Annotated in this window: 24 protein-coding genes and 1 pseudogene; 8 read left to right on the top strand and 17 right to left on the bottom strand. The window is 71.3% G+C overall.

Translation table 11 applies throughout. The features are described from left to right. Positions 1-25 precede the first annotated feature (25 nt). Positions 26-1,438, top strand: coding sequence for a glutamate decarboxylase (gene gad / locus SAVERM_RS24035; RefSeq protein ID WP_010986079.1), 1,413 nt, complete (start codon positions 26-28; stop codon positions 1,436-1,438). A 24-nt stretch (positions 1,439-1,462) separates the two neighbouring features. Here gad and SAVERM_RS24030 read toward each other — a convergent pair whose 3' ends face one another. From SAVERM_RS24030 to SAVERM_RS24005, 6 genes are all read right to left on the bottom strand, one after another. Continuing rightward, positions 1,463-2,224, bottom strand: coding sequence for an ABC transporter permease (locus SAVERM_RS24030; protein ID WP_010986078.1), 762 nt, complete (start codon positions 2,222-2,224; stop codon positions 1,463-1,465). Positions 2,225-2,241: 17 nt separating this feature from the next. Further along, on the bottom strand, positions 2,242-3,174 hold the full coding sequence (locus SAVERM_RS24025) for a daunorubicin resistance protein DrrA family ABC transporter ATP-binding protein (RefSeq protein WP_010986077.1): 933 nt from the start codon (positions 3,172-3,174) through the stop codon (positions 2,242-2,244). A gap of 88 nt (positions 3,175-3,262) precedes the next feature. Continuing rightward, positions 3,263-3,904: a PadR family transcriptional regulator gene (locus SAVERM_RS24020; protein WP_010986076.1), complete on the bottom strand. Its 642-nt coding sequence runs from the start codon at positions 3,902-3,904 to the stop codon at positions 3,263-3,265. 24 nt (positions 3,905-3,928) lie between these two features. Further along, positions 3,929-4,468 carry a DinB family protein gene (locus SAVERM_RS24015; RefSeq protein ID WP_010986075.1) on the bottom strand — a complete coding sequence of 180 codons (540 nt, stop codon included), beginning with the start codon at positions 4,466-4,468 and terminating at the stop codon, positions 3,929-3,931. A gap of 199 nt (positions 4,469-4,667) precedes the next feature. Continuing rightward, positions 4,668-6,128 carry an aldehyde dehydrogenase family protein gene (locus SAVERM_RS24010; protein ID WP_010986074.1) on the bottom strand — a complete coding sequence of 487 codons (1,461 nt, stop codon included), beginning with the start codon at positions 6,126-6,128 and terminating at the stop codon, positions 4,668-4,670. Positions 6,129-6,260: 132 nt separating this feature from the next. Further along, entirely contained in the window at positions 6,261-7,085 is an 825-nt protein-coding gene (locus SAVERM_RS24005) for a helix-turn-helix domain-containing protein (RefSeq protein ID WP_010986073.1), read from the bottom strand. Between the two features lie 355 nt (positions 7,086-7,440). On the opposite strand from SAVERM_RS24005, the gene SAVERM_RS24000 reads away from it, so the two are divergent. Continuing rightward, positions 7,441-7,965, top strand: a complete 525-nt coding sequence (locus SAVERM_RS24000; RefSeq protein WP_010986072.1) for an ATP-binding protein — start codon at positions 7,441-7,443, stop codon at positions 7,963-7,965. 120 nt (positions 7,966-8,085) lie between these two features. On the opposite strand, the gene SAVERM_RS23995 is transcribed toward SAVERM_RS24000, so the two are convergent. From SAVERM_RS23995 to rpmG, 6 genes are all read right to left on the bottom strand, one after another. Then, positions 8,086-8,349 (bottom strand): DUF397 domain-containing protein, encoded by a 264-nt coding sequence (locus SAVERM_RS23995; protein WP_037649147.1) that lies wholly within the window; start codon positions 8,347-8,349, stop codon positions 8,086-8,088. Positions 8,350-8,485: 136 nt separating this feature from the next. Beyond that, positions 8,486-8,746, bottom strand: coding sequence for an SRPBCC family protein (locus SAVERM_RS40380; RefSeq protein WP_370628358.1), 261 nt, complete (start codon positions 8,744-8,746; stop codon positions 8,486-8,488). A gap of 155 nt (positions 8,747-8,901) precedes the next feature. Then, positions 8,902-9,138, bottom strand: a complete 237-nt coding sequence (gene rpsR / locus SAVERM_RS23990) for a 30S ribosomal protein S18 (RefSeq protein WP_010986070.1) — start codon at positions 9,136-9,138, stop codon at positions 8,902-8,904. Next, positions 9,138-10,481 carry a GTP-binding protein gene (locus SAVERM_RS23985; protein ID WP_010986069.1) on the bottom strand — a complete coding sequence of 448 codons (1,344 nt, stop codon included), beginning with the start codon at positions 10,479-10,481 and terminating at the stop codon, positions 9,138-9,140. The genes rpsR and SAVERM_RS23985 overlap by 1 nt, the downstream gene beginning before the upstream one ends. Before the next feature lie 4 nt (positions 10,482-10,485). Continuing rightward, the gene (locus SAVERM_RS23980) at positions 10,486-10,734 is read right to left on the bottom strand and encodes a type B 50S ribosomal protein L31 (protein ID WP_010986068.1); all 249 of its coding nucleotides are present in this window, start codon (positions 10,732-10,734) and stop codon (positions 10,486-10,488) included. Between the two features lie 5 nt (positions 10,735-10,739). Then, positions 10,740-10,904, bottom strand: a complete 165-nt coding sequence (gene rpmG, locus SAVERM_RS23975; protein WP_010986067.1) for a 50S ribosomal protein L33 — start codon at positions 10,902-10,904, stop codon at positions 10,740-10,742. 70 nt (positions 10,905-10,974) lie between these two features. On the opposite strand from rpmG, the gene rpmB reads away from it, so the two are divergent. From rpmB to SAVERM_RS23955, 4 genes are all read left to right on the top strand, one after another. Continuing rightward, complete coding sequence (rpmB, locus tag SAVERM_RS23970) at positions 10,975-11,211, top strand: 50S ribosomal protein L28 (protein ID WP_037649145.1); 237 nt, start codon at positions 10,975-10,977, stop codon at positions 11,209-11,211. Further along, positions 11,211-11,516 carry a 30S ribosomal protein S14 gene (gene rpsN / locus SAVERM_RS23965; RefSeq protein WP_010986065.1) on the top strand — a complete coding sequence of 102 codons (306 nt, stop codon included), beginning with the start codon at positions 11,211-11,213 and terminating at the stop codon, positions 11,514-11,516. The genes rpmB and rpsN overlap by 1 nt, the downstream gene beginning before the upstream one ends. Before the next feature lie 64 nt (positions 11,517-11,580). Then, positions 11,581-12,090, top strand: coding sequence for a hypothetical protein (locus tag SAVERM_RS23960; RefSeq protein ID WP_010986064.1), 510 nt, complete (start codon positions 11,581-11,583; stop codon positions 12,088-12,090). Positions 12,091-12,552: 462 nt separating this feature from the next. Further along, the gene (locus SAVERM_RS23955) at positions 12,553-13,071 is read left to right on the top strand and encodes a DUF4232 domain-containing protein (RefSeq protein ID WP_010986063.1); all 519 of its coding nucleotides are present in this window, start codon (positions 12,553-12,555) and stop codon (positions 13,069-13,071) included. 10 nt (positions 13,072-13,081) lie between these two features. On the opposite strand, the gene SAVERM_RS23950 is transcribed toward SAVERM_RS23955, so the two are convergent. After that, positions 13,082-14,209, bottom strand: coding sequence for a DUF2786 domain-containing protein (locus SAVERM_RS23950; protein ID WP_010986062.1), 1,128 nt, complete (start codon positions 14,207-14,209; stop codon positions 13,082-13,084). Between the two features lie 113 nt (positions 14,210-14,322). Between SAVERM_RS23950 and SAVERM_RS23945 the strand changes: the two are divergent. Continuing rightward, positions 14,323-15,051, top strand: a pseudogene (locus SAVERM_RS23945) (Clp protease N-terminal domain-containing protein). Between the two features lie 140 nt (positions 15,052-15,191). Next, the gene (locus tag SAVERM_RS23940) at positions 15,192-16,886 is read left to right on the top strand and encodes a bifunctional 3'-5' exonuclease/DNA polymerase (protein ID WP_010986060.1); all 1,695 of its coding nucleotides are present in this window, start codon (positions 15,192-15,194) and stop codon (positions 16,884-16,886) included. Here the strand turns inward: SAVERM_RS23940 and SAVERM_RS23935 are convergent. The 4 genes from SAVERM_RS23935 to SAVERM_RS23925 all read right to left on the bottom strand — a co-directional run bounded on the left by SAVERM_RS23935 (position 16,846) and on the right by SAVERM_RS23925 (position 22,417). Next, the gene (locus SAVERM_RS23935) at positions 16,846-20,166 is read right to left on the bottom strand and encodes an AfsR/SARP family transcriptional regulator (RefSeq protein ID WP_042493486.1); all 3,321 of its coding nucleotides are present in this window, start codon (positions 20,164-20,166) and stop codon (positions 16,846-16,848) included. The two genes, SAVERM_RS23940 and SAVERM_RS23935, sit on opposite strands and share 41 nt — an antisense overlap. A gap of 309 nt (positions 20,167-20,475) precedes the next feature. After that, positions 20,476-21,411, bottom strand: a complete 936-nt coding sequence (locus SAVERM_RS23930; protein ID WP_010986058.1) for a glycosyltransferase family 2 protein — start codon at positions 21,409-21,411, stop codon at positions 20,476-20,478. Between the two features lie 180 nt (positions 21,412-21,591). Then, positions 21,592-21,762 carry a hypothetical protein gene (locus SAVERM_RS43375; protein WP_167544199.1) on the bottom strand — a complete coding sequence of 57 codons (171 nt, stop codon included), beginning with the start codon at positions 21,760-21,762 and terminating at the stop codon, positions 21,592-21,594. Between the two features lie 310 nt (positions 21,763-22,072). After that, complete coding sequence (locus SAVERM_RS23925) at positions 22,073-22,417, bottom strand: hypothetical protein (RefSeq protein WP_010986057.1); 345 nt, start codon at positions 22,415-22,417, stop codon at positions 22,073-22,075. Positions 22,418-22,852 lie beyond the last annotated feature (435 nt).

Here is a 22,852-nt window from a genome sequence, read left to right as displayed (position 1 = left end):
GGCGGAATTGCTGAGGAGAGACCCCATGCCGCTCCACAAAGGCCCCGTGAAGTCCGACGAACGCCCGATGTCCTTCAACCCGTTCTTCGGGGAGGCCAATCCGGTCAGCGGGATGACCGAGGCCCCGCCCAAGCACCGGCTCGCGGACGGGCCGCTGCCGCCCTCGACGGCGTACCAGCTCGTGCACGACGAACTGATGCTGGACGGCAACGCGCGCCTCAACCTCGCCACCTTCGTCACCACCTGGATGGAGCCGCAGGCCGGGGTGCTGATGGCGGAGTGCCAGGACAAGAACATGATCGACAAGGACGAGTACCCGCGCACCGCCGAGCTGGAGAAGCGGTGCGTGGCGATGCTCGCCGATCTGTGGAACGCGCCCGACGCGGGGGCGGCCGTGGGCTGTTCGACGACCGGTTCGAGCGAGGCGTGCATGCTCGCCGGGCTGGCGCTGAAGCGCCGCTGGGCGCGGCGCAACGCGGACCGCTACCCCGCGAGGGACGTCCGTCCGAACCTCGTCATGGGCATCAACGTCCAGGTCTGCTGGGAGAAGTTCTGCAACTTCTGGGAGGTCGAGATGCGCCAGGTCCCCTTGGAGGGCGAGCGGTACCACCTCGATCCGGGAGCCGCCGCCGAGCTGTGCGACGAGAACACCATCGGGGTCGTCGGGATCCTCGGCTCCACCTTCGACGGGTCGTACGAGCCGATCGCCGAACTGTGCGCGGCCCTCGACGCCCTCCAGGAGCGGACCGGGCTCGACATACCGGTGCATGTGGACGGCGCGTCCGGCGCCATGATCGCGCCCTTCCTCGACGAGGACCTGGTCTGGGACTTCCGGCTGCCGCGGGTCGCGTCGATCAACACGTCCGGGCACAAGTACGGCCTCGTCTCCCCGGGCGTCGGCTGGGCGCTGTGGCGGGACAGCGAGGCGCTGCCCGAGGAACTCGTCTTCCGCGTCAACTACCTGGGCGGCAACATGCCGACCTTCGCGCTCAACTTCTCCCGGCCGGGAGCCCAGGTCGTCGCGCAGTACTACACCTTCCTGCGGCTCGGCCGGGAGGGCTTCCGGGCCGTGCAGCAGACGACGCGGAACGTGGCGCGCAGCCTCGCCGAGCGTGTGGCGGCGCTGGGCGACTTCCATCTGCTCACCCGCGGCGACGAGTTGCCCGTCTTCGCCTTCACGACCGCGCCGGAGGTCGCCTCGTACGACGTCTTCGACGTGTCCCGGCGGATGCGTGAGCACGGCTGGCTGGTGCCCGCGTACACGTTCCCGCCGAACCGGGAGGACCTGTCCGTGCTGCGGGTGGTGTGCCGCAACGGCTTCTCCACCGACCTCGCCGAACTGTTCGTCGAGGACCTGAGCCGCCTCCTGCCCGACCTGCGCCGCCAGGCGCGCCCACAGACCCACGACAAGGACGCGGCGACCGGTTTCCATCACTAGGGCCTGCCCGGCGGACTTCCGGCCCTAGCGGCTCAGGCGCGCGAACCTCCGTACCGCCAGCGGGAAGAACACCGCCAGCAGTGCCAGGGGCCAGGCCACGGCGGCCCAGATGTGCCCCGGTTCGCCGCCGGGGCCGCCGAACAGGTCCCGTACCGCTGTGACCGTGTGCGACATGGGGTTCCACTCGACCGCCGTGCCCAGCCAGCCGGGCATCGCGTCGGGGGTCGCGAAGGCGTTGGACAGGAAGCCGACCGGCCAGACCAGGATCTGCACGGCCTGCACCATCTCCGGCCGCCCGGCGACCATCGCCAGGTGGATGCCGATCCAGAGCATCGCGAAACGGAGGAGCAGGAGCAGTGCCACGGCCGCGAGGAAGGCCCCGGGTCCGCCGTGCGCCCGCCAGCCGATGGCGTACCCGACGCCGGTCAGCACGGCCAGGCCCAGCGCCGACTGGAGCATGTCGGCGGCCGCGCGGCCCACCAGGACGGCGCCGTTGGCCATCGGCAGCGAGCGGAACCGGTCGATCACGCCCTTGTTGAGGTCCTGGGTGACGGCCAGCATCGTGCCCTCCAGCCCGAAGGCCATGGTCAGCGCGAGCATCCCGGGCACCAGGAAGTCGACGTAGTCGCCCGCGACGCCCCGGCCGCCGCCGACCAGGTAGCCGAACATCAGCAGCAGCATCACGGGGAAGACCAGGCCGATGAGCGCCTGGACCGGCTGCCGCGCCCAGTGGGCGAGTTCGCGCCGGGTCATGGTCCAGGAATCGATCAGCGCATACGTGCTCACACGGCCTCCTTCGTAGCTTAGGCACGTCCGGTCAGGCGCAGGAACACCTCGTCCAGCGTCGGCCTGCGCAGCGCGACGTCCTCCGCCTCGATGCCGGCCGCCTCCAGGGCGCGTACGACCCCGGAGAGCGCCGCCATGCGGTCGGTGACCGGGGCGCTGAGCAGACGGCGGTCGCGGTCCACGCGGACCCCGGACGTACCGACCGGCAACAGGGCGACCGCGGCGCCCAGTTGACCGGCGTCCCGCAGAACGACGTCGATGCGGTCGCCGCCGGTGCGCGCCTTCAGCTGGTCCGCCGTACCGTCCGCGACGACCCGCCCGTGGTCGACCACCGAGATGCGGTCGGCGAGCTGATCGGCCTCCTCCAGGTACTGGGTGGTGAGCAGCACGGTGGTGCCGCCGCCGACCAGGGAGCGCACCGCGGCCCACACCTCGGCGCGTCCGCGCGGGTCGAGGCCGGTGGTCGGCTCGTCGAGGAACAGCACCTCGGGCTCGGCGATGAGGGACGCGGCGAGGTCGAGGCGGCGCCGCATGCCGCCGCTGTAGTGCTTGACCGCCTTGGGTCCGGTGTCCGCGAGCCCGAAGCGGTCCAGCAGCTCGCCGGCCCGCACGCGCGCGTGGCGGGTGCGCAGATGGTGCAGGCGCGCGAACATCTCCAGGTTCTGCCGGCCGCCCAGCTCCTCGTCGAGCGCGGCGTGCTGGCCGAGGAGGCCGATGCGCAGACGCACGTCGTAGGCCCGGCGCAGGACATCGCGTCCGGCGACCTCGACGCGGCCCTCGTCCGGCCGCAGCAGCGTGGTCAGTACGCGCACCGCGGTGGTCTTGCCCGCGCCGTTCGGGCCGAGCAGACCGTGGACGGTGCCGCGCGCCACCGTCAGATCGAGCCCGTCCAGGGCCGCCTTGTCCCCGTACCGCTTCCGTAGGCCTTCGACGACGATCGCGTCGGTCATCAGCCATCCCCCACTTCCCAAGTATGCAAACTTGACTAGTGCACTGCCGACGGAGGCTATGCCCGCTCGAGGCGTTAGTCAAACTTGATTAGCGAGCGTCCTCCGGATGCCGCTCCCCCGTCGCGTACGGGTTCTCCTCGCCCTCCGTCAGCACGCCGACGAACGGCTCGCCCTCGCCCGTGAAGGTGTAGGCACCGCCCTCGATCCGCTCGATGAGCCCACGGGTCCACGCGGCGTCGGAGTCGGCCCGGTGGACCCAAAGGTTCATGATCTCGCCGATGTGGCCGAGCTGTTCGGGGCCGTCCTCGGGCACATAGTGCTCGGTGACGGCGGCCCGCCACTCCTCGATCCGCCGGATCCGCTCCTTCAGGAGCGCCACCGCCTCGTCCCGCGCCAGATCGACGATGAAGCCGATGCCCGCCGACTGGATGTCCATCTTCTGGTCGTAGGCGACCAGGGACTCACGCAGGAGCGAGCGGAACTCCTCGGTTCCCTCGGGCGTGATCTCGTACTCCGTGCGCGGCGGCCCGCCGACCGTGGACGGCGCGATCTCGTGGGCGTGCAGCAGCCCCTGCTTCGCCATCTGCTTGAGGGCGTGGTAGATCGAGCCGGGCTTGGCGTTGGACCACTCGTGCGCGCCCCAGTACTCCAGGTCGTTGCGCACCTGGTAGCCGTGGGCCCGCCCGTGCTGGCGGACCGCGCCGAGCACCAGGAGACGGATCGCTGACATGCGGTCCAGGTTAGAGCGCGGTGCTCAACCGGCCTGCTCCCGGGCCACCAGCTCGAAGGCGGTCGCGCCGTCGAGGGACTCCCGGATGATGTCGGCGTGGCCGGCGTGGCGGGCCGTCTCGCGGATCAGGTGGAGCGCCACCCAGCGCATCGAGACCCGCTCGTCCGGGGGGAACCAGGGATCGTTCGGGAGCGGGAAGGTGTCGTCGAGGCTGGGTACGGAGCGGATGAACGCCTCCGTCTGTGCCGCGACCTTCTCCCAGTACGCGAGCTGCGACGCGACGGTCTCGTCGCCGACGAGCACGAAGCACTCGTGCCAGTTCGATTCGTCCCGCTTGACCGCGGGTGCCTCCTGCCGGGCGCGGGCGATCCAGCTCTGCTCGACCTCGGCGACATGCTTGACCAGCCCGGACAGGGACAGTTCGCTGGCGCTCGGCCTGGTCGCGGCCTGCTCGTCGGTCAGGCCGAGCAGCGCCCGCCGGATACCTCCGCGCTCGCCCTCGAGGAAGGAGAGCAGCGCCCCGCGCTCGTCGCCGGGTGCTTCCGCGGATACGTGGGTGACCATGACCGGCCGCCTTTCTTCGGTTCCTCTTGCCTGACACCGACGAAGCTACGGGCCCTTGCGGTCAGGTTCTGTCCGCAAGGACCCGGCGTACCGAAAGAATCACTCCCGGGGTCGGCCCGGGATGAGAAGGGGATCCGAAGGGGACCAGAAAGGGGATCCGAGGGGATCCGAAAGGGATCCGAAGGGCATGTGCCCGGGATCAGAACGGGAAGAAGCTCCGCCCGTGCTGCACCGAGATCCACTTCTGCGTGGTGAACGACTCGACCGTCGCCTCGCCGTTCAGCCGGCCGATGCCCGAGGACTTCTCGCCGCCGAAGGCGACCAGCGGCTCGTCGTGGACGGTGCCGTCGTTGACGTGGAACATGCCGGTGTCGATCTGCTTGGCGAAGGCGACACCGCGCTCGACGTCGGCCGTGTGGACGGCGCCGCTCAGGCCGTACGGGGTGTCGTTGACGATACGGACCGCCTCCTCCTCGCCCTCGAAGGGGATGAGGAGCGCGACCGGGCCGAAGATCTCCTCCTGGAGGATGGGCGCGTCGGCGGCCAGGCCGGTCAGGACGGACGGCTCCACGAGGTTGTCCGTGGTGGTGCCGTGCACCAGCGCGATGGCGCCGTCCGCGATCGCCTGGTCGACGGCGCCCGAGATCGCGTCCGCCTGCGAGGAGTTGATGACCGGGCCGATGATCGTCTGCGGGTCGCGCGGGTCACCGGACTTCAGCGTCTTCACCTTGGCGACGAACTTCTCGGTGAACTCCGCCTCGATCGAGCGGTCCACGAGAACGCGGTTCGCGGCCATGCAGACCTGCCCCTGGTGCACGTACCGGCTGAAGACCGCGGCGTCCACGGCGTAGTCGATGTCCGCGTCCTCCAGGACCACCAGGGCGCTGTTGCCGCCGAGTTCGAGCACCGAGCGCTTGAACTGGGCGGCGCAGACGGTGGCCACGTGGCGGCCAACCTTGTCGGAGCCGGTGAAGGAGATGACCTTCGGGACCGGGTGCTCGAGAAAGGCGTCGCCGATCTCCGCGATGTCGGTGATCACGACGTTCAGGAGGCCGCCCGGCAGACCCGCGTCCTCGAAGATCTTCGCGATCAGCGAGCCGCCGACGATCGGTGTGTTCTGGTGCGGCTTGAGGACCACGCCGTTGCCGAGGGCCAGGGCCGGGGCGACGGACTTCAGCGACAGGAGGAAGGGGAAGTTGAACGGGCTGATCACGCCGACGACGCCGACGGGCACGCGGTAGAGGCGGTTCTCCTTGCCGTCGACCGGCGAGGGGATGATCCGTCCCTCGGGGCGCAGCGCCAGGTTGATCGACTCCAGGAGGAACTGCTTGGCGAGGTGCAGCTCGAAGCCGGCCTTCAGATGCGTGCCGCCGAGCTCGGCGATGATGGCCTCGGTTATCTCGGCCTCGCGGTCCTCGATGAGGCGCAGGGCCCGCTGGAACACGGCACGGCGGGCATACGCGTTGGTCGCCGCCCATTCCTTCTGGGCCGCGGCGGCCGCCCGGTAGGCCTCGTCCACCTCGTCGACCGTGGCTATGGTGATCGACGCGAGCTTCTCACCGTCGTACGGGTTGAAGTCGATGATGTCCCAGGACCCTGTGCCCGGGCGCCACTCACCACCGATGTACTGCTGAGCCAGATCGGTGAAGTAGGACGACATGTGTGATCCCTCAATCCCTTGCAGCCGGGGCGGACACCCGATCGACGTCGGTCGACATCACGGTCTGATTACACGTCATCGTACGTGTGTTTCAAGGGAGTTGAGGGCAACTCGGGGAGCCCGGGGAGGCGTTCAGGAAAGCTGGAGCAGTCCCCTGAGGAGATCGCGGCTCTCGGCCGGCCCGGGGCTGTCCTGCTGCAACTGCTTCAGCGCGCCCTCGTACTGGGTGACGTCCTCGCGCTTGTCCAGATACAGCGCGCTGGTCAGCTGCTCCAGGTACACCACGTCGGACAGATCGGACTCGGGGAAGCTGAGGATCGTGAAGGAGCCGCTCTCGCCCGAGTGCCCGCCGAAGCTGAACGGCGTGACCTGAAGCCGTACGTTGGGGCGCTCCGAGATGTCGATCAGGTGCTGGAGCTGGCCCCTCATCACCGTGCGGTCGCCGTACGGGCGGCGCAGCGCGGCCTCGTCGAGGACGACGTGGAACTCGGGGGCGGACTTCGCGGCAAGGTACTTCTGCCGCTCCAGACGCAGCGCCACCCGCCGGTCGATGTCGGCGGCGGACGCGCCCTGCATGCCGCGCGCGACGACCGCGTGCGCGTACGCCTCGGTCTGCAACAGGCCGTGCACGAACTGGACTTCGTACGACCGGATGAGGTGCGCCGCGCCTTCCAGGCCGACGTACGTCGGGAACCAGCTCGGCAGGACGTCCGAGTAACTGTGCCACCAGCCCGCGACGTTGGCTTCCTTCGCGAGCGAGAGGAGGGAGGTGCGTTCGGAGTCGTCGGTGATGCCGTACAAGGTCAGCAGGTCCTCGACATCGCGCGTCTTGAAGCTCACCCGTCCCAACTCCATGCGGCTGATCTTCGATTCGGAGGCGCGGATCGAGTAGCCGGCCGCTTCCCGGGTGATGCCGCGCGACTCCCGCAGACGCCTGAGGTGCGATCCCAGCAGCATGCGCCGCACCACCGAGCCGCTCGACTCCCCAGCGCTCACTTCCTCAGCCTCCCCAACCGTCTTCCGACCGCGAAGTCTGCCACTAAAACACTCCGAGCTGTACTCATCCAGTTACAGAAAGAGTAAGGAGTTACGGATGAGCCACAGGGGATGATCAGGAAAAGGCAAGCAGGCGGGAAGAAAGTGACAGAAGAAATGAGTAACAAGCGGTACGGGGAGGTCAATTCAGGCGCGTGCACGTGCATCTGCCCTTGCATCTGCTGTACGCATCCGAAACCATGGTCTCGCGCCACCGCTGCATCGCAACGACCGCGAACACCCGGGAGTGCCTCGCATGGGGACGAATGGATCGACCATGCTCGAACCCTTACGGCAGGGGCTTCCGCCACTCGATCCCGCGGCCGTGTCCAACGCCGCTTCGTGTGCCCTGCCCGCCCGCTATGAAGCGGTGCGCGAGGCGCGGCAGTTCACCCGCAGAACGCTCGACCAGTGGGACGCCGGCGACCGCTTCGACGACATATGTCTCGTGGTCTCCGAACTCGTCACCAACGCTCTGCGGCACGCGCTGCCCTCGGACACCCCGCGCACGAACGAGCAGGACCCGCCCGTGCGGCTCCACTTGATGCGCTGGACCTCGCGACTGGTGTGCGCCGTGCGCGACCCCAGCCACGACAGTCCCGTCGCACGGGAGTCGGAGGACTTCTCGGCGGAGTCGGGCCGCGGCCTGTTCCTGGTCGACTCGTTCGCGGACAGCTGGGGCTGGCACCCGTCACCGAGCCCGCACCACGAGTCGGGGCGCGGACACGCGGTCACCGCCGCGTTCAACGGCAAGGTGGTCTGGGCGCTGTTCCGGCTGACCCACAATCCGGCTTCCGAGTAATGCACCACGGCGTTTTCTGACGCCCCGTATCTACGCGTGTTACACACCGCGGCGCCTTTGTGCGCCGCGGTTCTACGCGCGTCACGCAGGGTCGTCGCGCGATTGCCGCGCGTCGTGGGTTCAGCCGCCGACGATCAGGTGATCGAACTCGCCGTCCTTGATGCCGAGGAGCATGGCCTCTATCTCGGCACGGGTGTAGACGAGCGCCGGCCCGTCGGGGAACCGCGAATTCCGCACCGCCACCTCACCCCCGGGCAGCCGGGCGAACTCCACGCAGGACCCCTGCGAGTTGCTGTGCCTGCTCTTCTGCCAGGCCGCCCCGTGCAGCCTCGTCGCAGCCATGCCGTTGTACACGTCATCCACGTCGTACACGTCGTGGTCCACAGGTCGCTCCCCGGGTGGTGCATTGGCTGATGTGGCCATTGATGCAGTGGTCAACTGCCCCGGATCATAACTCCGTTCACATGCAGATGCATGAGCAGATGCACGTGCACGGGGGGTGGTCCCGCGATTACAGCTTTTACGGTTGCTTGACCAGTCGCTCAAGCGCTTTCCCCGGAGCTCGCACCACATGCGATCTCCAGCCCCCGTCCATGATTTTCCGCGCCATCAGCCGTGCCGGGTCGTCCGGATCGAATCCCTCATGTACTAGGAACAGACGCGTACCGCGGCCTTCCTGTTCCAGTGTCCACGTAATGGTCCAGTCCGCGGGACGGGCGGGGTCGGCGTCGGCCCGGCGGACGCGCGGCGTCCGCCGGGCCGAGAACGCGAGAACCCGCACGTAGACCGTGCCGGAGAAGCCGGAGTCGGGGCCGCGGCACGAACGTCATCGTGTACCGCACGAACGTCATCGTGTACCGCGCGGAGGGCGTCGTGTACCGCGCGGAGGGCGTCGTACCGCGCGGAGGCGTCGTGTACCGGTGCCCGGCTTCGGGATCAGCGGCTGGAGTACGGCAGCAGCGCCATCTCCCGCGCGTTCTTGACGGCCCTCGCCAGCAGCCGCTGCTGCTGGGCCGTCACGCGGGTGACCCGGCGGCTGCGGATCTTGCCTCGGTCGGAGAGGAACTTCCGCAGCAGATCGGTGTCCTTGTAGTCGATGTAGGTGATGCCGTTCTGGTCCAGGGGGTTCGGCCGCGGCGTGGACGCGACCTTGCGGACGGGCTTGCGGGGCATCAGGCCTCCAGGAGGGTGTCGAAGGCGGGCGGCAGCTGTTGCCAGGCGGCGCGGCCCGCGGCGTACTCGGTGTCGGTCAACAGGCAGGACTCCAGAAGGAGTTCGAGGCCGTCGCGGTCCAGGCCCGGCGAGGTGAAGACCAGGTGCTGGCAGCAGTCCCCGTGCTCCGGGTGCCAGTCCAGCGCGGCGGCGGCCCGGCGCACCGGTGGGACCAGGTCCCAGGCCGCGTCCGGCAGCGAGGCCAGCCAGGGCCCCGCGTTCTCCACGCACAGCGCACCCCCGGCGGCGTCCCAGTGCAGCAGTGTGTCGGGCCGGTCGGCGAGCCAGAACCGTCCTCGGCTCCGGGCCGCCGCGCAGGTCAGATCCTCCAAGGCCGTGTACAGCCGCTCGGGGTGGAAGGGGCGCCTGCGGTGCCATACGAGGGTGGCGACGCCGTGGGCATCGGCCTCGGCGGGCAGCCTCGCGCACGCCGGGTGCTGGGCGGCGGCGGCCGCCTCCACGTCGAACCCGGCGAGGGCGGCGTGCGCGAGCGCCGAGAGGGGCGCGCCCGCGGGTGTCCGTCCCGAGGCGCGCACGCTCTCCGTACGCATACCCTCCGTGCGCCCGACGCCCGTATGCCCGTCGTCCGTATGCCCGTCGTCCGTATGCCCGTTGACCGTGTGCCCGTCGTCCGTATGCCCGTTGACCGTGTGCCCGTCGGCGGGCTCCCCGCCCTGGTGGCCCGAGCCCGCCGAGCCCTCTGGCCGGTCGCCCGCGATGGGGACTTGGCGGGCGGTCGGGTGCAGCTGCGCGAGCAGGGCCCGGTCCTCGTCGTCGGCGTGCTCGGACTCGGCGACGGCCAGGACGGGCGCGTACTCCAGTTGCCGGGCGAACGTGTCGGCGACCGTCCGCCGGTCCGTGGCGGCGGCGGCGAGTCCGGCGTCCGCGAGATCGTCCCCGTTGCCGAGGCAGGGCAGCAGCAGCGCGGGGTCGACCGCGGTGATCACCCCGGTGAGCCGCAGCCCGCTCCCCGCCACCACCTCGGCCATCGCCTTCGGCTCGACCGAGTCCCACAGCTCGACGACGGCCAGCCTGGTGCGGCCCGCGTCCGCGAGGCGCTCCAGTTCCGGCACCAGGTCCTCGCGCAGGGCGCAGCACGCGCAGTCGTCGACGAGGGGGGCCTCACCGGCCGACAGCAGGCCGGTGGCGTCGCGGACGGTGCGTACGACCGTGCCCGCCGCGGCGGTCGCGAGGTCGTGGTGGAGCGCGACGCTGCCCGGTACGTCGGCGAGCAACCGTGCGACGGCGGCCCGCCGCGCGTCGGCGTGCAGCCCGCCGACGATCACCACTGAGAGGTGACTCATCGGCTCAGCTCCCCTTTCCGTACCGGCGCTCGAAGCGCTCCACGCGCCCGGCCGTGTCCAGCACGCGTGCGGTGCCCGTGTAGAAGGGGTGGCTGACGTTCGAGATCTCGACGTCGACCACGGGGTACGTGTGGCCGTCCGTCCACTCGACCGTCTTCTCGCTCGTCATGGTCGAGCGGGTGAGGAAGGCGTGGTTCGCGGCGCGGTCCCGGAAGACGACGGGCGCGTACGCCGGGTGGATTCCTTCGCGCATGACGCTCAGCGCTCCTCTCGGAAGTCGACGTGCCGGCGGGCGATCGGGTCGTACTTGCGCAGGGTCATGCGGTCCGGGTCGTTGCGGCGGTTCTTGCGGGTGACGTAGGTGAAACCGGTTCCGGCCGTGGACCTGAGTTTGATGACGGGACGGAGTTCGTTGCGTGCCATGCTGGTATCTTACTGAAAACGACTTCCATTTCCACAAGTCGCTCCAGCGAACCGAGAGAGGTGCGTCACCCTGTCCGCCCACTGCATGCTGACCGGCGCCCGGCCGGGCTTCGGCAACCGGATCTCCCACTCCCACCGGCGCACCTCGCGCCGCTTCGACCCCAACATCCAGAGCAAGCGCTACTGGCTGGCGAGCGAGGGCCGCCATGTGCGGCTGCGACTGAGCGCGAAGGGCATCAAGACCGTCGACACCCTCGGCGTCGAAGCGGCCGTCGCCCGGATCCGGGCCCGCGGGGTGAAGGTCTGATGGCGAAGAAGAGCAAAATCGCGAAGAACGACAGGCGCCAGGAGACCGTCGCGCGGTACGCCACACGGCGGGCCGAACTGACGGAGATCATCCGCCGGCCGTCGACACCGGAGGCCGAGCGGCGCGCCGCCCAGCAGGAGTTGCGCAGGCAGCCGCGCGACGCCAGCGCCACGCGCGTACGCAACCGGGACAGCGTGGACGGCCGGCCACGCGGCTATCACCGGGCCTTCGGCCTGTCCCGGGTGAACCTGCGTGAGCAAGCGCACGCGGGATTTCTCCCGGGCGTTCGTAAGTCCTCCTGGTAGCTTGCCGCTGTCGTTCGCCGCTGCCGTTCGGGCGACATCACCGGCACATCGTTGGGAGACTTCAGTGACTTCGGCGTCCTACGTCCCGCACCGTCCGGCGCGTATCGCGGTCGCGTCCGCGGGTCTGGCGGCCGCGCTCGCGCTGACCGGGTGCAGCAGCGGATCCGGCGACAGCGACTCCTCGACCCCGAGCGCGTCCGCGTCCTCGTCCGCTACGGACAGCGGCGGCTCCGGCAAAGCCTCACCGAGCGCCGCGGCCGGGAAGCTCGAGGGCAGCTGGCTGGCCACCTCCGACGGCAAGGCCGTGGCGTTGGTGATCACCGGCAAGCAGGCCGGGCTCTTCTCGACCGGCGGCACGGTGTGCAGCGGGACCGCCGGCGAGGAGGCGGGCATGCAGATGATCCACCTGAAGTGCAGCGACGGGAACACGGACCGCAAGACCGGCATGGTCGACTCCGTCGACGCCAAGTCCATGAAGGTGACGTGGACGGGCAAGCTCGGCGCGGAGACGTACATGAAGTCCAAGGGCGGGGCCCTGCCGAGCGGGCTGCCCACGGCGAGCCTGAGCTCCTGAGCCGGCCGTGCTTCGACGGGCCGCGGAGTCCTTCGGGCTCCGCGGTCCGTTCGCGTTCGCGCCGTCGTGGCCCGCTCGGGTCGTCGCGGCCCGCTCGGGTCGTCGCGGCCCGCTCGGGTCCGCGTCGCCGCGGTCCGTTCGCGTTCGCGCCGTCGTGGTCCGTTCGCGTTCGCGCCGTCGTGGTCCGTTCGCGTTCGCGTCGCCGCGGTCCGTTCGCGTTCGCGTCGCCGCGGTCCGTTCGCGTTCGCGTCGCCGCCTGCTTCGCCTGCGCGGGTCTCGGTGAGCGCGACGGGCGACTCCGGCAGGAGATCGGCGCCCTTGTGGACGAACGGCTCCGGTCCTCCGTGCAGGGAGCGCGGTGGTAGGAGGGGGGCGCGCGACGCCTGCCCGTCCGCCTGCGTGATGATCCATGGGCGCCGTCACGACGTACGGCTTCGGCTCCCGTAGCTCCAGAGGATCCTCATGCGCGCCATCCCCATCGCCGTCACCGCCCTCGCGGCGGCCCTCGCCCTGACCGCCTGCGACAGCGGCGGCAGCGGCAGCGGCAGCAGCGACCAGAGCAGCAAGGCCGCCTCCTGCCGGTTCGGCATCGAGGTCGAGCCCGGCAACGCCGCCACCACGGCCGGCGACACCGGCAACGTCCCTGTCACGGTGACCAACCTCGACTCGGCCCCCTGCACGCTCAAGGGCTTCCCCGGCATCGAGCTGAACAGCGGCGACGCCTCCTGGACCGCCGGGAGGCAGCCGGGCGCGAAGGCGGCGAAGGTCACGCTCCAGCCGGACACCGCGGCGACCTTCACGATCACCTACGTCCGCGGGAAGTCCGGCGCCAAGGACAGCGCCGCCGTGAAGACCGTGAAGATCACGATCCCCGGCGGCGGCGACGCGAAGAGTTTCCCGTGGTCGTACGGCGCTGTCGCGCTGAAGACCGGGGACGACCCGAACGCCTCCGTCAGCCCCTTCCAGGTCGCGGGCGACTGAGCCGGCGGGGTCAGGGGATCGGCCGCCGGCCCCTGACCTGGGCCCGGTCGGCGGCGGCCGCCCCCTGCTCCCATCCGGCCGCGTCGCTGACCCCGCGCAGCCGGGTGGTCACGGTCTCGGGGAACATCTGCTCCAGGTGGTCGGCGACCGCCACGTCGCGGGCCGCGAGCACCGGCAGCAGCTCCCCCTCGGCCTGCGTGGCCTGCCCCTGGGCCACGTCCGCAAGGCGGTCGCCGATCCGGTGCGCGTACGCGGCCAGGAACGACTGCCGGAACGTCTTCGTACGCTTCCGGCCGCCCGCCCGCTGGGCCGCCTCCGCCTTCGTCATCGCGGCCGTGGCCTGGACGAGCAGCGAGGTGTAGAGGAGTTCGACCGCCTCGAGGTCGGGTTCGAAGCCGACGACGGTGGAGAAGCCGAGGGAGTCGTTCCACACGGCCCGGCAGCGGTTCGCGCCGGCCACCGCGTCCAGGAGCACCGCCTTGGCCGTCTCGTAGGGCGGGTCCACCCCGATCCGGCAGGCGCCGGGCGCGCCCTTGCCGGGCGCGCGGGACGCGAGCAGCGCCTCGTCGATGCTGTGCCGCGTCATCAGCTCCTGCGCCTTGGCGCTGAGCGCCTCAGCCTCCTGAGGGAACCCGGTCGCCTCCGCCTTCGCGAGCAGGGCGCGGATCCTGGCGAGCATGCGGGAGTCCGAGTCCCGGGGCGCGGCCCGTCCGGCCGGGGGCTCCAGCGGCTCGACCGGCTCGATGGCGGGGAGGCGCAGGAGGAGCCGGTACAGCTCCAGTACGGCGGTCGCGTACGAGAAGCGGTCGGTGCGCGGGGCCTCGGCGCCGTCGAGTTCGCCGAGCTGCGCGGCCCAGCGGGGTCCCGGGTTCGGGTGCCGTGGCGCCTGGGCGAGGATCAGCGCCGACACCAGACGTATGTGTACGTCGTCCAGCTCGCGGCGCACGACGCGTACGAGGTCGGCGGGCTGCCAGCCGCGCCGCCACGCCGTGGCGACGAACTCCTCGCCGCGCCGAGCCAGTTCGGCGTCGGCCGCGGGGTCGGCGGCGAGCAGCGAGGCGCCGGCGTCGAGGGTGGCGTCGGTGTCGGCGTACAGGGCGGCCTCGAAGGCACGGTCCACGGTGGTCGTCGTACTCACGCGTCGATCGTGACACGCCGGGCGGGAGGCGGAACGGGGGGTACGCGCGCGTGGACAGCGTTCAGCGTCAACTTCAAGTTGACGCACGGCAAGTGTCGACCTGCGGTTGACACATGACGACGAACCCACTCGACACGGCATCCGTACGTCTCGACGACCTCATCGACGCCATCAAGAAGGTGCACACCGACGCACTCGACCAGCTCCAGACGCGGTGATCGCCGCGGACCACCTGGGCGACGTGGCCGACCATCTGATCGGGCACTTCGTGGACCAGGCCCGCCGTTCGGGCGCGTCCTGGACGGACATCGGCAAGAGCATGGGCGTGACCCGGCAGGCGGCGCAGAAGCGGTTCGTGCCCAAGGCGGAGGTGGACCTCGACCCCAGCCAGGGCTTCAGCCGCTACACCGAACGCGCCCGCAACGTGGTCTTGGCCGCGCACAACGAGGCCAAGGCCGCGGGCAACGCCGAGAGCCTGCCCGAGCACCTGGTCCTGGGCCTGCTGGCGGAGCCGGAGGCGCTCGCGGCGAAGGCGGTCACCGCGCAGGGGGCCCCGCCGGACTCCGTACGCCGGGCGGCGACCGCGGCGCTGCCGCCGTCGGCGGACACGGTCCCCGAGCTGATCCCGTACGGCCCGGCCGCGAAGAAGGCCCTCGAACTCACCTTCCGCGAGGCCCTGCGCCTCGGCCACAACTACATCGGCACCGAGCGCATCCTCCTGGCCTTGCTGGAGCTGGAGAACGGCAAGGGCGTCCTGACCGGCCTGGGTCGACAAGGCGGCGGAGGCCCATGTGTCGAAGGCACTGGAGGAACTGGCGAAGGCGCACGAGCGCGGGGAGTGAGCGGGCGACTCGGGCAAGGCAAGAGGGATGAGCGGGCAGCTCGGGCAAGGCAAGAGGGATGACCGGGCGGCAGCGCGGGCCCGCCGCCTGCCCCGCGGTGAACCGCGGGCGTTGTCAGACCCTCCTGCCACACTCGCAGCATGACCGGGCGCTGGGCTCTCGCACCGGCCGAGGACGGTGGCGCGGAGGTCGTCGCCCTCGGCGACGGCGGGCTGCCCTCCGGGCCCGTGCGCAGGGAACCGGATCTCGTCGAGGCCGTGCGGTCGCGGCCCGAGGCGACCCGGTGGGTCTGGCGGTCCACGGCCGACATGGCACCGCGCCTGCTCGCCGCGGGGGTGCGAGTCGAGCGGTGCTACGACATCGAGGCCGCCGAGACCCTGCTCCTCGGCCACGAGGGCCGGCTCGGCGAGCCCCGGTCGGCCGCCGCCGCGCTGGCCAGACTGCGCGGCGGCCCCGTACCGCCCGATCCGCCGCAGCGCGCCGCCGTGCCCGGATCGCAGTCCTCCCTCTTCGAACCGCGCCCGGTCCACCTACCCGTGGACGACCTCATCGAGGTGTACGCGGACCAGCAGCGCCGGCACGACGCGACCGCGCACCCGGACCGCATGCGCCTTCTGACCGCCACCGAGTCGGCGGGCATGCTCGTGGCCGCCGAGATGAACGCCGCGGGGCTGCCCTGGCGCGCGGACGTGCACCGCGACCTGCTGAACGAACTGCTCGGCGAGCGGTACGCGGGCGGGGGCGAGCCCCGGCGGCTGGCCGAGCTCACCGACGAGGTGTCGGCCGCCTTCGGCCGCCGCGTCCGGCCCGATCTCCCCACCGACGTCGTCAAGGCGTTCGCCCAGGCCGGGATCAAGGTCAGGTCCACGCGCCGGTGGGAGATCGAGTCCGTCGACCACCCGGCCGTGAAGCCACTCCTCGAGTACAAGAAGCTGTACCGGATCTGGGTCGCCCACGGCTGGTCGTGGCTCCAGGACTGGGTGCGCGACGGCCGCTTCAGGCCCGAGTACCTGCCGGGCGGCACGGTCACCGGACGGTGGGTGACCAACGGGGGCGGCGCGCTGCAGATCCCCAAGGTCATCCGGCGCGCCGTGGTCGCCGACCCGGGCTGGCGGCTGGTCGTGGCCGACGCCGACCAGATGGAGCCCCGCGTGCTGGCCGCGATCTCCCGGGACCCCGGCCTGATGGAGGTCGCTGGCCGCGAGAGCGACCTGTACCAGTCGGTGTCGGACCGCGCGTTCTCCGGCGACCGCGCCCAGGCGAAACTGGCGGTGCTCGGCGCGATCTACGGACAGACGTCCGGGGACGGCCTCAAGAACCTCGCCGCGCTGCGCCGCCGCTTCCCCAAGGCCGTCGCGTACGTCGACGACGCGGCCCGCGCGGGCGAGGAGGGCCGCCTCGTACGGACCTGGCTGGGGCGTACGAGCCCACCGGCGGCCGGAGCGTCCGAGGACAGCGCGGAGGAGGCGGGCATCCCGCAGGACGAACCGGCGCCGTCCTCGGGCGCCGCGCAGGAGTGGATGCCGGGCTACGCCTCCACGAACTCGCGGGCCCGCGGCCGCTTCGCACGCAACTTCGTGGTGCAGGGCAGCGCGGCGGACTGGGCCCTGCTGCTGCTCGCCGCGCTCCGGCGCGCCTGCGCCGGCCTGGCGGCCGAGCTGGTCTTCTTCCAGCACGACGAGGTGATCGTGCACTGCCCGGCCGAGGAGGCGGACACGGTGGTCGCGGCGATCCGGGAGGCGGCGGACCTGGCGGGCCGGCTGACGTTCGGCGAGACGCCGGTGCGGTTCTCGTTCACGACGGCGGTGGTGGAGTGCTATGCCGACGCCAAATGAGGAGTTCCCGCAGCTCCGCCACCACCGGCGTGTCCGTCCCGTCCAGGGCGTCCAGTGCCGACTTCCACTGACGGAGCGCCTCGTCCGTGTCGCCCGCCGCGAGCCGCAGCAGCCCCCGCTGGTGGCGGGCGAGCCCCTCGGAGTAGCGGTCGCTGCGGCGGCCCGCGAGGGTCAGCAGCTTGTCGCACTCGCGCGCGGCCCGCGCCACGTCCCCCTGCCCCCGCAGCGCGCGCACCAGACCGAGCCGGGTCTGCCGCTCCCCCTGCCAGTGCCGGTTGTCATGGCCGCCGAGGATGCGCAGGCTCTCCTCGAAGTGCGGTACGGCGGCGTCCGGTTCGCCGAGGGTGAGGTGGGCGTAGCCGATGTTGCAGTGCGCGGAGTGGCGGACGACCACATCCCCGATGGCCTCGCCGATCTCCAGGCTGCGCCGGTGCTGCTCGATGGCGGCGCGCGGGTCCGTGTGCTCGTAGAGGTTGCCGAGATTGCTGTACGTGATGGCCTCGCTGTGCGGGTCGTTCAGTACACGCGCGTACTCCAGGCACTGCCGCAGGGTCTCGCCGGACTCCTCGTAGCGGCCGAGCCCTTCGAGCAGCAGCCCGCGGTTGCCGAGCCCCCGGCACAGGCACGAGAGGAAGTCGAGCCGGCGCCAGATCTCCAGGGCGCGGTCGAGCAGGGCGAGCGAGTCGTTCGCCCGCCCCTTCAGAAAGTGCAGCCCCGCCAGGTCCAGCAGGGCGAACGCCTCGGCGGGCTCGTCCCCGAGCCGGCGCGCCGCGCCCAGGGCGGCCTCGCCGAGCACCTCCAACTCGCCCAGCCGGCCACCGCGTTGGAGGGACACGGCGAGATAGCGCGCGAGAAGGGGGACATAGGCGGACGCCTGCGCGTACCGCTCGACCAGCGCGACCGCGTTCGCCAGTTCCAGGCCGATCCAGGCGTGGGCCTCGTCGGCAGAGCCGAAGTCGGCCGCGGCCGCCACGTCCGCCGCGTGCGCGTCCGGCTCCGACGGCGTCGTCCGCAGCCGGTCCGACCGGACGGCGCTCGGCTCGACGATCGCCTGATAGGAGCGGGCAGCCGTGGCGGCGTACCAGCGCAGGGCCAGGTCAGGGACGGCGTCGCCCTCACCGGGACCGGCATCCGTGGAGCCTGTGGAACCCGCAGAGGCCGCGGAATCCGCGGAATCCGCGGAAACCGCAGAGCCCGGAGCGCCCGGAGCGGCGGGGCCGGTACCCCGGGCGTATGAATCCGTGACGGATGCCGCCGTCCCGGCCGTCACAGCTGTCCCGGCCGTCCCCGCGATCTCCCGTGCGAAGTCCCGCACGAGGTCGTGGGGGGCGTAGCGCCCGAACGCCGTCTCCTCCAGGAGCGCGACGTCGACGAGGCGGTCGAGGGCGGCTTCCGCGCGGCGTTCGTCCGTGCCGGTGAGGCGGGCGAGGAGGGGCGCCCCGTACTCGGGGAGGTCGAGCGCGCCGATGCGGCACAGCGCGAGCGCCGCGTCCCGGTCGGCCTCCCGGTCGGAGGCGCTCAGCGCGTCGTGCGCGACGGCCAGTGATCTGCGCACGCTCAGGTCGTCGTACTCGAGGTGATGCAAGCGCCCGTCGGTGGCGGCGAGTTGACCGGCGAGGTCGTCGGGGGTGAGGGCCCGCCGGGCCGCGAGCCGCGCGGCGACGATACGCAGGGCGAGCGGCAGCCGGCCCGCGAGTTCGACGAGACGGTGCGCGCCGTCGAGCCCGTCCCCCCGCCCGGAGACCGCACGCAGCAGCTGTGCGCTCTCCTCCTCCGACAGCGGCGCGAGCGGGAAGCGGCGGGCGCCGTCGAGCGCGGTGAGCGGCGAACGGCTGGTCACGATCACCGCGCACTCCGGGCCGCCGGGCAGCAGTTGCCGTATCTGTGCGGCGTTCGCGGCGTCGTCCAGCACCATCAGGGTGCGGGTCGGTGCGAGCAGCGAGCGCAGCAGCGCGGCCGCCGCGTCCGGATGTTCGGGGATGCGCCGGGCCTCGACGCCGAGGTCCCGCAGGAGCGAGGCGAGTGCCTGCCCCGGCGCGAGCGGGGCCATGCCGGGCGTGGCGCCGTGCAGGTTGACGTACAACTGCCCATCAGTGAAACGTTTCCGCAGACCATGCGCCGCGTGCAGCGCGAGCGCGCTCTTGCCGACCCCGGCCATGCCGCTGAGCACGGCGACGGCGCACGAGCCGCGCTCTGGGTCGAGAGCCCGCAGCAGTTCCGCGCGTACGTCGCCACGGCCGGTGAAGTGGGCGGGCGCGGGGGGAAGTTGGGCGGGCCGGGGCGGGGTCGCCACGGCTGGGACGGCTGGGACGGCTGGGACGGCCGCCCGGGCGGTACCCCCGTCGGAGTCCTCCCCCGCACCCTTCCCCGCCTCGTCCGAGCCCTCACCCGAGCCCTCCCCCGCCTCGTAGGCGCCCGCGTCCTTGCCCGCCTCGCCCGGGTCCGGGACCACGGCAGGCCCGCCCAGGGCCGCGCCCCCGCCCGAGCACCCCTGGGTCTCCCCGGCGCCGCAGGCACCCTCCCGAAGGATCTTCAGATGCGCCTCGCGCACCGCGGAGCCCGGCTCGACCCCGAGTTCCTCGATGAGCCGTGCCCGCAGGTCCCGGTGGACGGCCAGCGCCTCGGCCTGCCGGCCGGTGCCGTGCAGGACGAGCATCAGCAGCCGGTGGAAGGCCTCCCGCAGCGGGTATTCGGCGACGAGTGCGGCCAACTCCGGTACGAGGGCGGCCAGGCGTGCCCCGCCGAGGTGCAGCTCGGCGTCGAAGCCCCACTCCCGGGCGAGCAGCCGCGCCTCCTCCAGACGTTGCACCAGCGCGTGCCCGCCCGTCTCCGGCGGCAGGCCGCTCAGCGGGGTGCCGCGCCACAGCGCGAGCGCCGCCGCACACTCACGCGCCGTCCGCTCCCAGTCACCACCGGCGTGCGCGGCGCGCGCGGCGGCGACATGGTCCTCGAAGACGCGGACGTCCAGCTCACCCTCGCCGACGCGCAGCAGATAGCCGGGCGGTACCGCACGCAGCCGCTCGGGGTCGTCGCCGAGGAGGCGGCGCAGGCGGGTCACATGGTTCTGCAGGGACGCCTGCGCGGACGCCGGCGGCGCACCGCCCCACAGGGCGTCCTTGAGCGCGTCGACCGAGACGACCCGTCCGGGCTCCAGCAGCAGCGCGGCCAGCAGGGCACGCATCTTGCCGCTGCCGATCGGCCGGACCTCGCCGTCGGCGTCGTACAGCACCGGCGGGCCCAGGAGACCGAACCGCAGTTCGTACCGCAGCCCGTACCGCATATGCCGCCCGCTGCCTTCCCGCGCGGCAGCGAACTGCCCCGCCTCACCTCGGTTTTGCGCCGAGTTTCGGCGACTTCTCGCCGAGAGACTCACGGCCCCCTTTGAAACCGTTGGCCACATGTTAGCGATCCGTTGGCGTGGCCTGATGTGATCACCTCATCGGGTCCGGCCCGACGGTACGCGCGTACACGCGTAGCTCGGGGGAGTGTCGCCGCCGTGGCCGGATCCGGAGATGCGAGAGGCCCTGGTCGTCAGAGGTGAACGACCGGGGCCTTCGTGTTGCCGCCGAGGTGGGTCCGGGGCCGTCGGTCAGATGACGGGCGGTCGTCCCAGCCGCGTGAGCCGCCACACCGTGCGCCACCGCATGGGCCGCCGCTCCCCACCGGACGTCCGCACGCCTTCCATGAAACCGCCGAACCAGGCGCGCAGTCCGCCGGCCGACCGGGTTCGTACGAGCGTGACGGCGATCCAGATGCCCAGGTGTACGGGGATGAGCGGCAGCGGCAGCCGGCGGCGGGCGAGCCAGACCCGGTTGCGGGCGGTCACGCGGTGGTAGATGGCGTGCCGGGCGGGTGAGGTCTTGGGGTGCTGAAGGAGCAGTTCGGGCGCGTAGAGGATGGTCCATCCGGCGTCGGTGGCCCGCCAGGCGAGGTCGGTCTCCTCGTGCGCGAAGAAGAACTCGGCGGGCCAGTCGCCGGTCCGGGCGAGCATCGCCATGGACAGGGCGTGTCCACCGCCGAGGAATCCCGTCACGGGCCCACCGCGCAGGGGGTCGGACTTCCCGACCCTGGGCACGTGGCGCCGCTGCGTCTCGCCGTTCTCGTCGGCGATACGGAATCCGACGATGCCGAGCCGCGGGTCTGCGGCGTACAGATCCCGTACGCGCCGCAGTACGTCGGCGTCGACGAGCAGCCCGTCGTCGTCGAGTTCGACGACCACGTCGACGTCCCCGAACTCCCGCAGCTTCGCCAGGGCCACGTTCCGCCCGCCCGGGCAGCCGAGGTTCTCGTCCACCTCGATCCCGGTGACCTCGCCGGGCAGGTCCAGGCGCCGGGCGAATTCGGGCAGCGGGCATCCGTTGCCCACGATGACGATCCGCGCGGGCGGGAGGTCCTGCTTGGCCACGGACGCGAGCAGCGCGTCGACCTCGGCGGGCCGATTCCCCATGGTCACCACGGCGACGGCGATCCGCGGGCCTTGCTCCGCGTGCTCCACCACACCCACCCCATCCCGGCCGACAATCATTTCCGCGATGCTAGCCGTTCACCAAGAGGGCGCCCCGCGTACTCCGGTTCTGCCTGCGCCGTACGCATTTCGAAGCGGCGCTGAGCAGCTCTGAGCGACTCAGTGCATTTCGGAGCGGCTCCGATTCGGCGCCCCGGCGCCAGTGATCCCGCGCTGTCACCGCCACCGCCACAACCACCGTCAGCGGAGGGGGCGCCGCCGGGCACGTCGGGACAACCGCACGGCGGCGACGGCCACATCGACCACGAGAACCGCGATGCCGATGATCAGCAGATAGCCCAGACCCTTGGCTGCCACGCCGATGATCCCCAGGACGACGGCCACGAGGACCAGCAGCAGGAAGAACGTCACGACTCGAACACCTCCATGGGAGTGGGGCCGTCGCTCAGCGGGTGGGGATCTTGACAACGACTCCGGCGCAAACGCGCCGGAGTCGCCCTTCCGGGCGGCTGCACGTGAGAGTGCGCCGACCCACAATCCATGATACTGCGGCTGGTGCGGCTCGGACCATATGCATTCAGCGAGCCGTTCCCCATTTCCGGCATTCCAGAACAGGGGAGTACCGAACTACTGGCATCCGGTTCCGGTCGAATTGATCGAACGAATTCGGCACCCGATTCCACTCCTGGCAGATACGCCGGTGAGCTGGATCCGTGGCCGCTTACACGCGCAGCAGCCGTTGCGTGATCTCCCGGTACTCCCTCAGTGCGAGCCGGAGTGCGTCCGACTGTGTTTCGGGGTCGTGGTCCTGCCAGCCCTCATGGAGGGCACGCCGCCGTTCCGCGAGGGTGTTCGTGAGGTGGGCGACGGCTTCGTCGAATGCGCCCTCGGCCTCTTCCAACGACTGCCGCGGGCTGTCGGCGAAGTTGTTGAGGGCCTGCTGGAGGCGCAGGGCGAGCTTGGCCCGTTCATCGGACGGGAGCAGCGGCTCCGGACCCGGGGTACGGCGTCCGGCGGAGCCGGTGACGCTGTCCGCGGGCTGCTGAGCGCGTGTCTGGTCGTACATCATCGTGTGCCGCTTTCGTCGTGCGATGTGTGGTCCACGTGGCGAAGCCGACGATCGATCCGGAAAGCCGGCAGTACGGCCGCGGCCCACCACAGGGTCTGCGTCGTGAAGCCGAATCCGAACACCACCAGGATCAGCAAAAGAAGAAGGATCCATAACATTTCCGGGCCGCCAGATCGCGGGGATCTTCTTGATTCCGCGAGGCCAGGGCGAAGCGGGAAGATGGAATACGTCGCCCGAATAATGCGGAGTGGCATGGCCCTACACCGTGTCGTCAGTCAACGCCCGACAACGTCCCGTGTCAACGCGGCCTGCGACACGGCCGACGGCGGACCGTTGCCCGTATAAGACTCATAAGACTCATAAGACGCATAGGGAGCATGCGACTCATGGGGCATACACGGTACATGTGGCTCATGGGGCACATCGGGCCGC

Origin of the sequence: Streptomyces avermitilis MA-4680 = NBRC 14893 (assembly GCF_000009765.2) — a bacterium.
Taxonomy (GTDB): domain Bacteria; phylum Actinomycetota; class Actinomycetes; order Streptomycetales; family Streptomycetaceae; genus Streptomyces; species Streptomyces avermitilis.
The sequence above is the reverse complement of the archived record's forward strand: the minus strand, read 5'-3'. Positions and strand labels throughout refer to the sequence as shown.

What these genes read in the sequence shown, in the direction of transcription:
- SAVERM_RS23985 (WP_010986069.1), bottom strand. Translation starts at nt 10,481, where the DNA reads ATGAGTCACCTCTCAGTGGTGATCGTCGGCGGGCTGCACGCCGACGCG.
- rpsN (WP_010986065.1), top strand. Translation starts at nt 11,211, where the DNA reads ATGGCGAAGAAGAGCAAAATCGCGAAGAACGACAGGCGCCAGGAGACC.
- SAVERM_RS23935 (WP_042493486.1), bottom strand. Translation starts at nt 20,166, where the DNA reads ATGCGGTACGGGCTGCGGTACGAACTGCGGTTCGGTCTCCTGGGCCCG.
- SAVERM_RS23930 (WP_010986058.1), bottom strand. Translation starts at nt 21,411, where the DNA reads ATGATTGTCGGCCGGGATGGGGTGGGTGTGGTGGAGCACGCGGAGCAA.
- gad (WP_010986079.1), top strand. Translation starts at nt 26, where the DNA reads ATGCCGCTCCACAAAGGCCCCGTGAAGTCCGACGAACGCCCGATGTCC.
- SAVERM_RS24025 (WP_010986077.1), bottom strand. Translation starts at nt 3,174, where the DNA reads ATGACCGACGCGATCGTCGTCGAAGGCCTACGGAAGCGGTACGGGGAC.
- rpsR (WP_010986070.1), bottom strand. Translation starts at nt 9,138, where the DNA reads ATGCCCCGCAAGCCCGTCCGCAAGGTCGCGTCCACGCCGCGGCCGAAC.
- SAVERM_RS24010 (WP_010986074.1), bottom strand. Translation starts at nt 6,128, where the DNA reads ATGTCGTCCTACTTCACCGATCTGGCTCAGCAGTACATCGGTGGTGAG.
- rpmG (WP_010986067.1), bottom strand. Translation starts at nt 10,904, where the DNA reads ATGGCACGCAACGAACTCCGTCCCGTCATCAAACTCAGGTCCACGGCC.
- SAVERM_RS23940 (WP_010986060.1), top strand. Translation starts at nt 15,192, where the DNA reads ATGACCGGGCGCTGGGCTCTCGCACCGGCCGAGGACGGTGGCGCGGAG.
- SAVERM_RS23925 (WP_010986057.1), bottom strand. Translation starts at nt 22,417, where the DNA reads ATGTACGACCAGACACGCGCTCAGCAGCCCGCGGACAGCGTCACCGGC.
- SAVERM_RS23980 (WP_010986068.1), bottom strand. Translation starts at nt 10,734, where the DNA reads ATGCGCGAAGGAATCCACCCGGCGTACGCGCCCGTCGTCTTCCGGGAC.
- SAVERM_RS24000 (WP_010986072.1), top strand. Translation starts at nt 7,441, where the DNA reads ATGCTCGAACCCTTACGGCAGGGGCTTCCGCCACTCGATCCCGCGGCC.
- SAVERM_RS23955 (WP_010986063.1), top strand. Translation starts at nt 12,553, where the DNA reads ATGCGCGCCATCCCCATCGCCGTCACCGCCCTCGCGGCGGCCCTCGCC.
- SAVERM_RS24005 (WP_010986073.1), bottom strand. Translation starts at nt 7,085, where the DNA reads ATGCTGCTGGGATCGCACCTCAGGCGTCTGCGGGAGTCGCGCGGCATC.
- SAVERM_RS24015 (WP_010986075.1), bottom strand. Translation starts at nt 4,468, where the DNA reads ATGGTCACCCACGTATCCGCGGAAGCACCCGGCGACGAGCGCGGGGCG.
- SAVERM_RS24020 (WP_010986076.1), bottom strand. Translation starts at nt 3,904, where the DNA reads ATGTCAGCGATCCGTCTCCTGGTGCTCGGCGCGGTCCGCCAGCACGGG.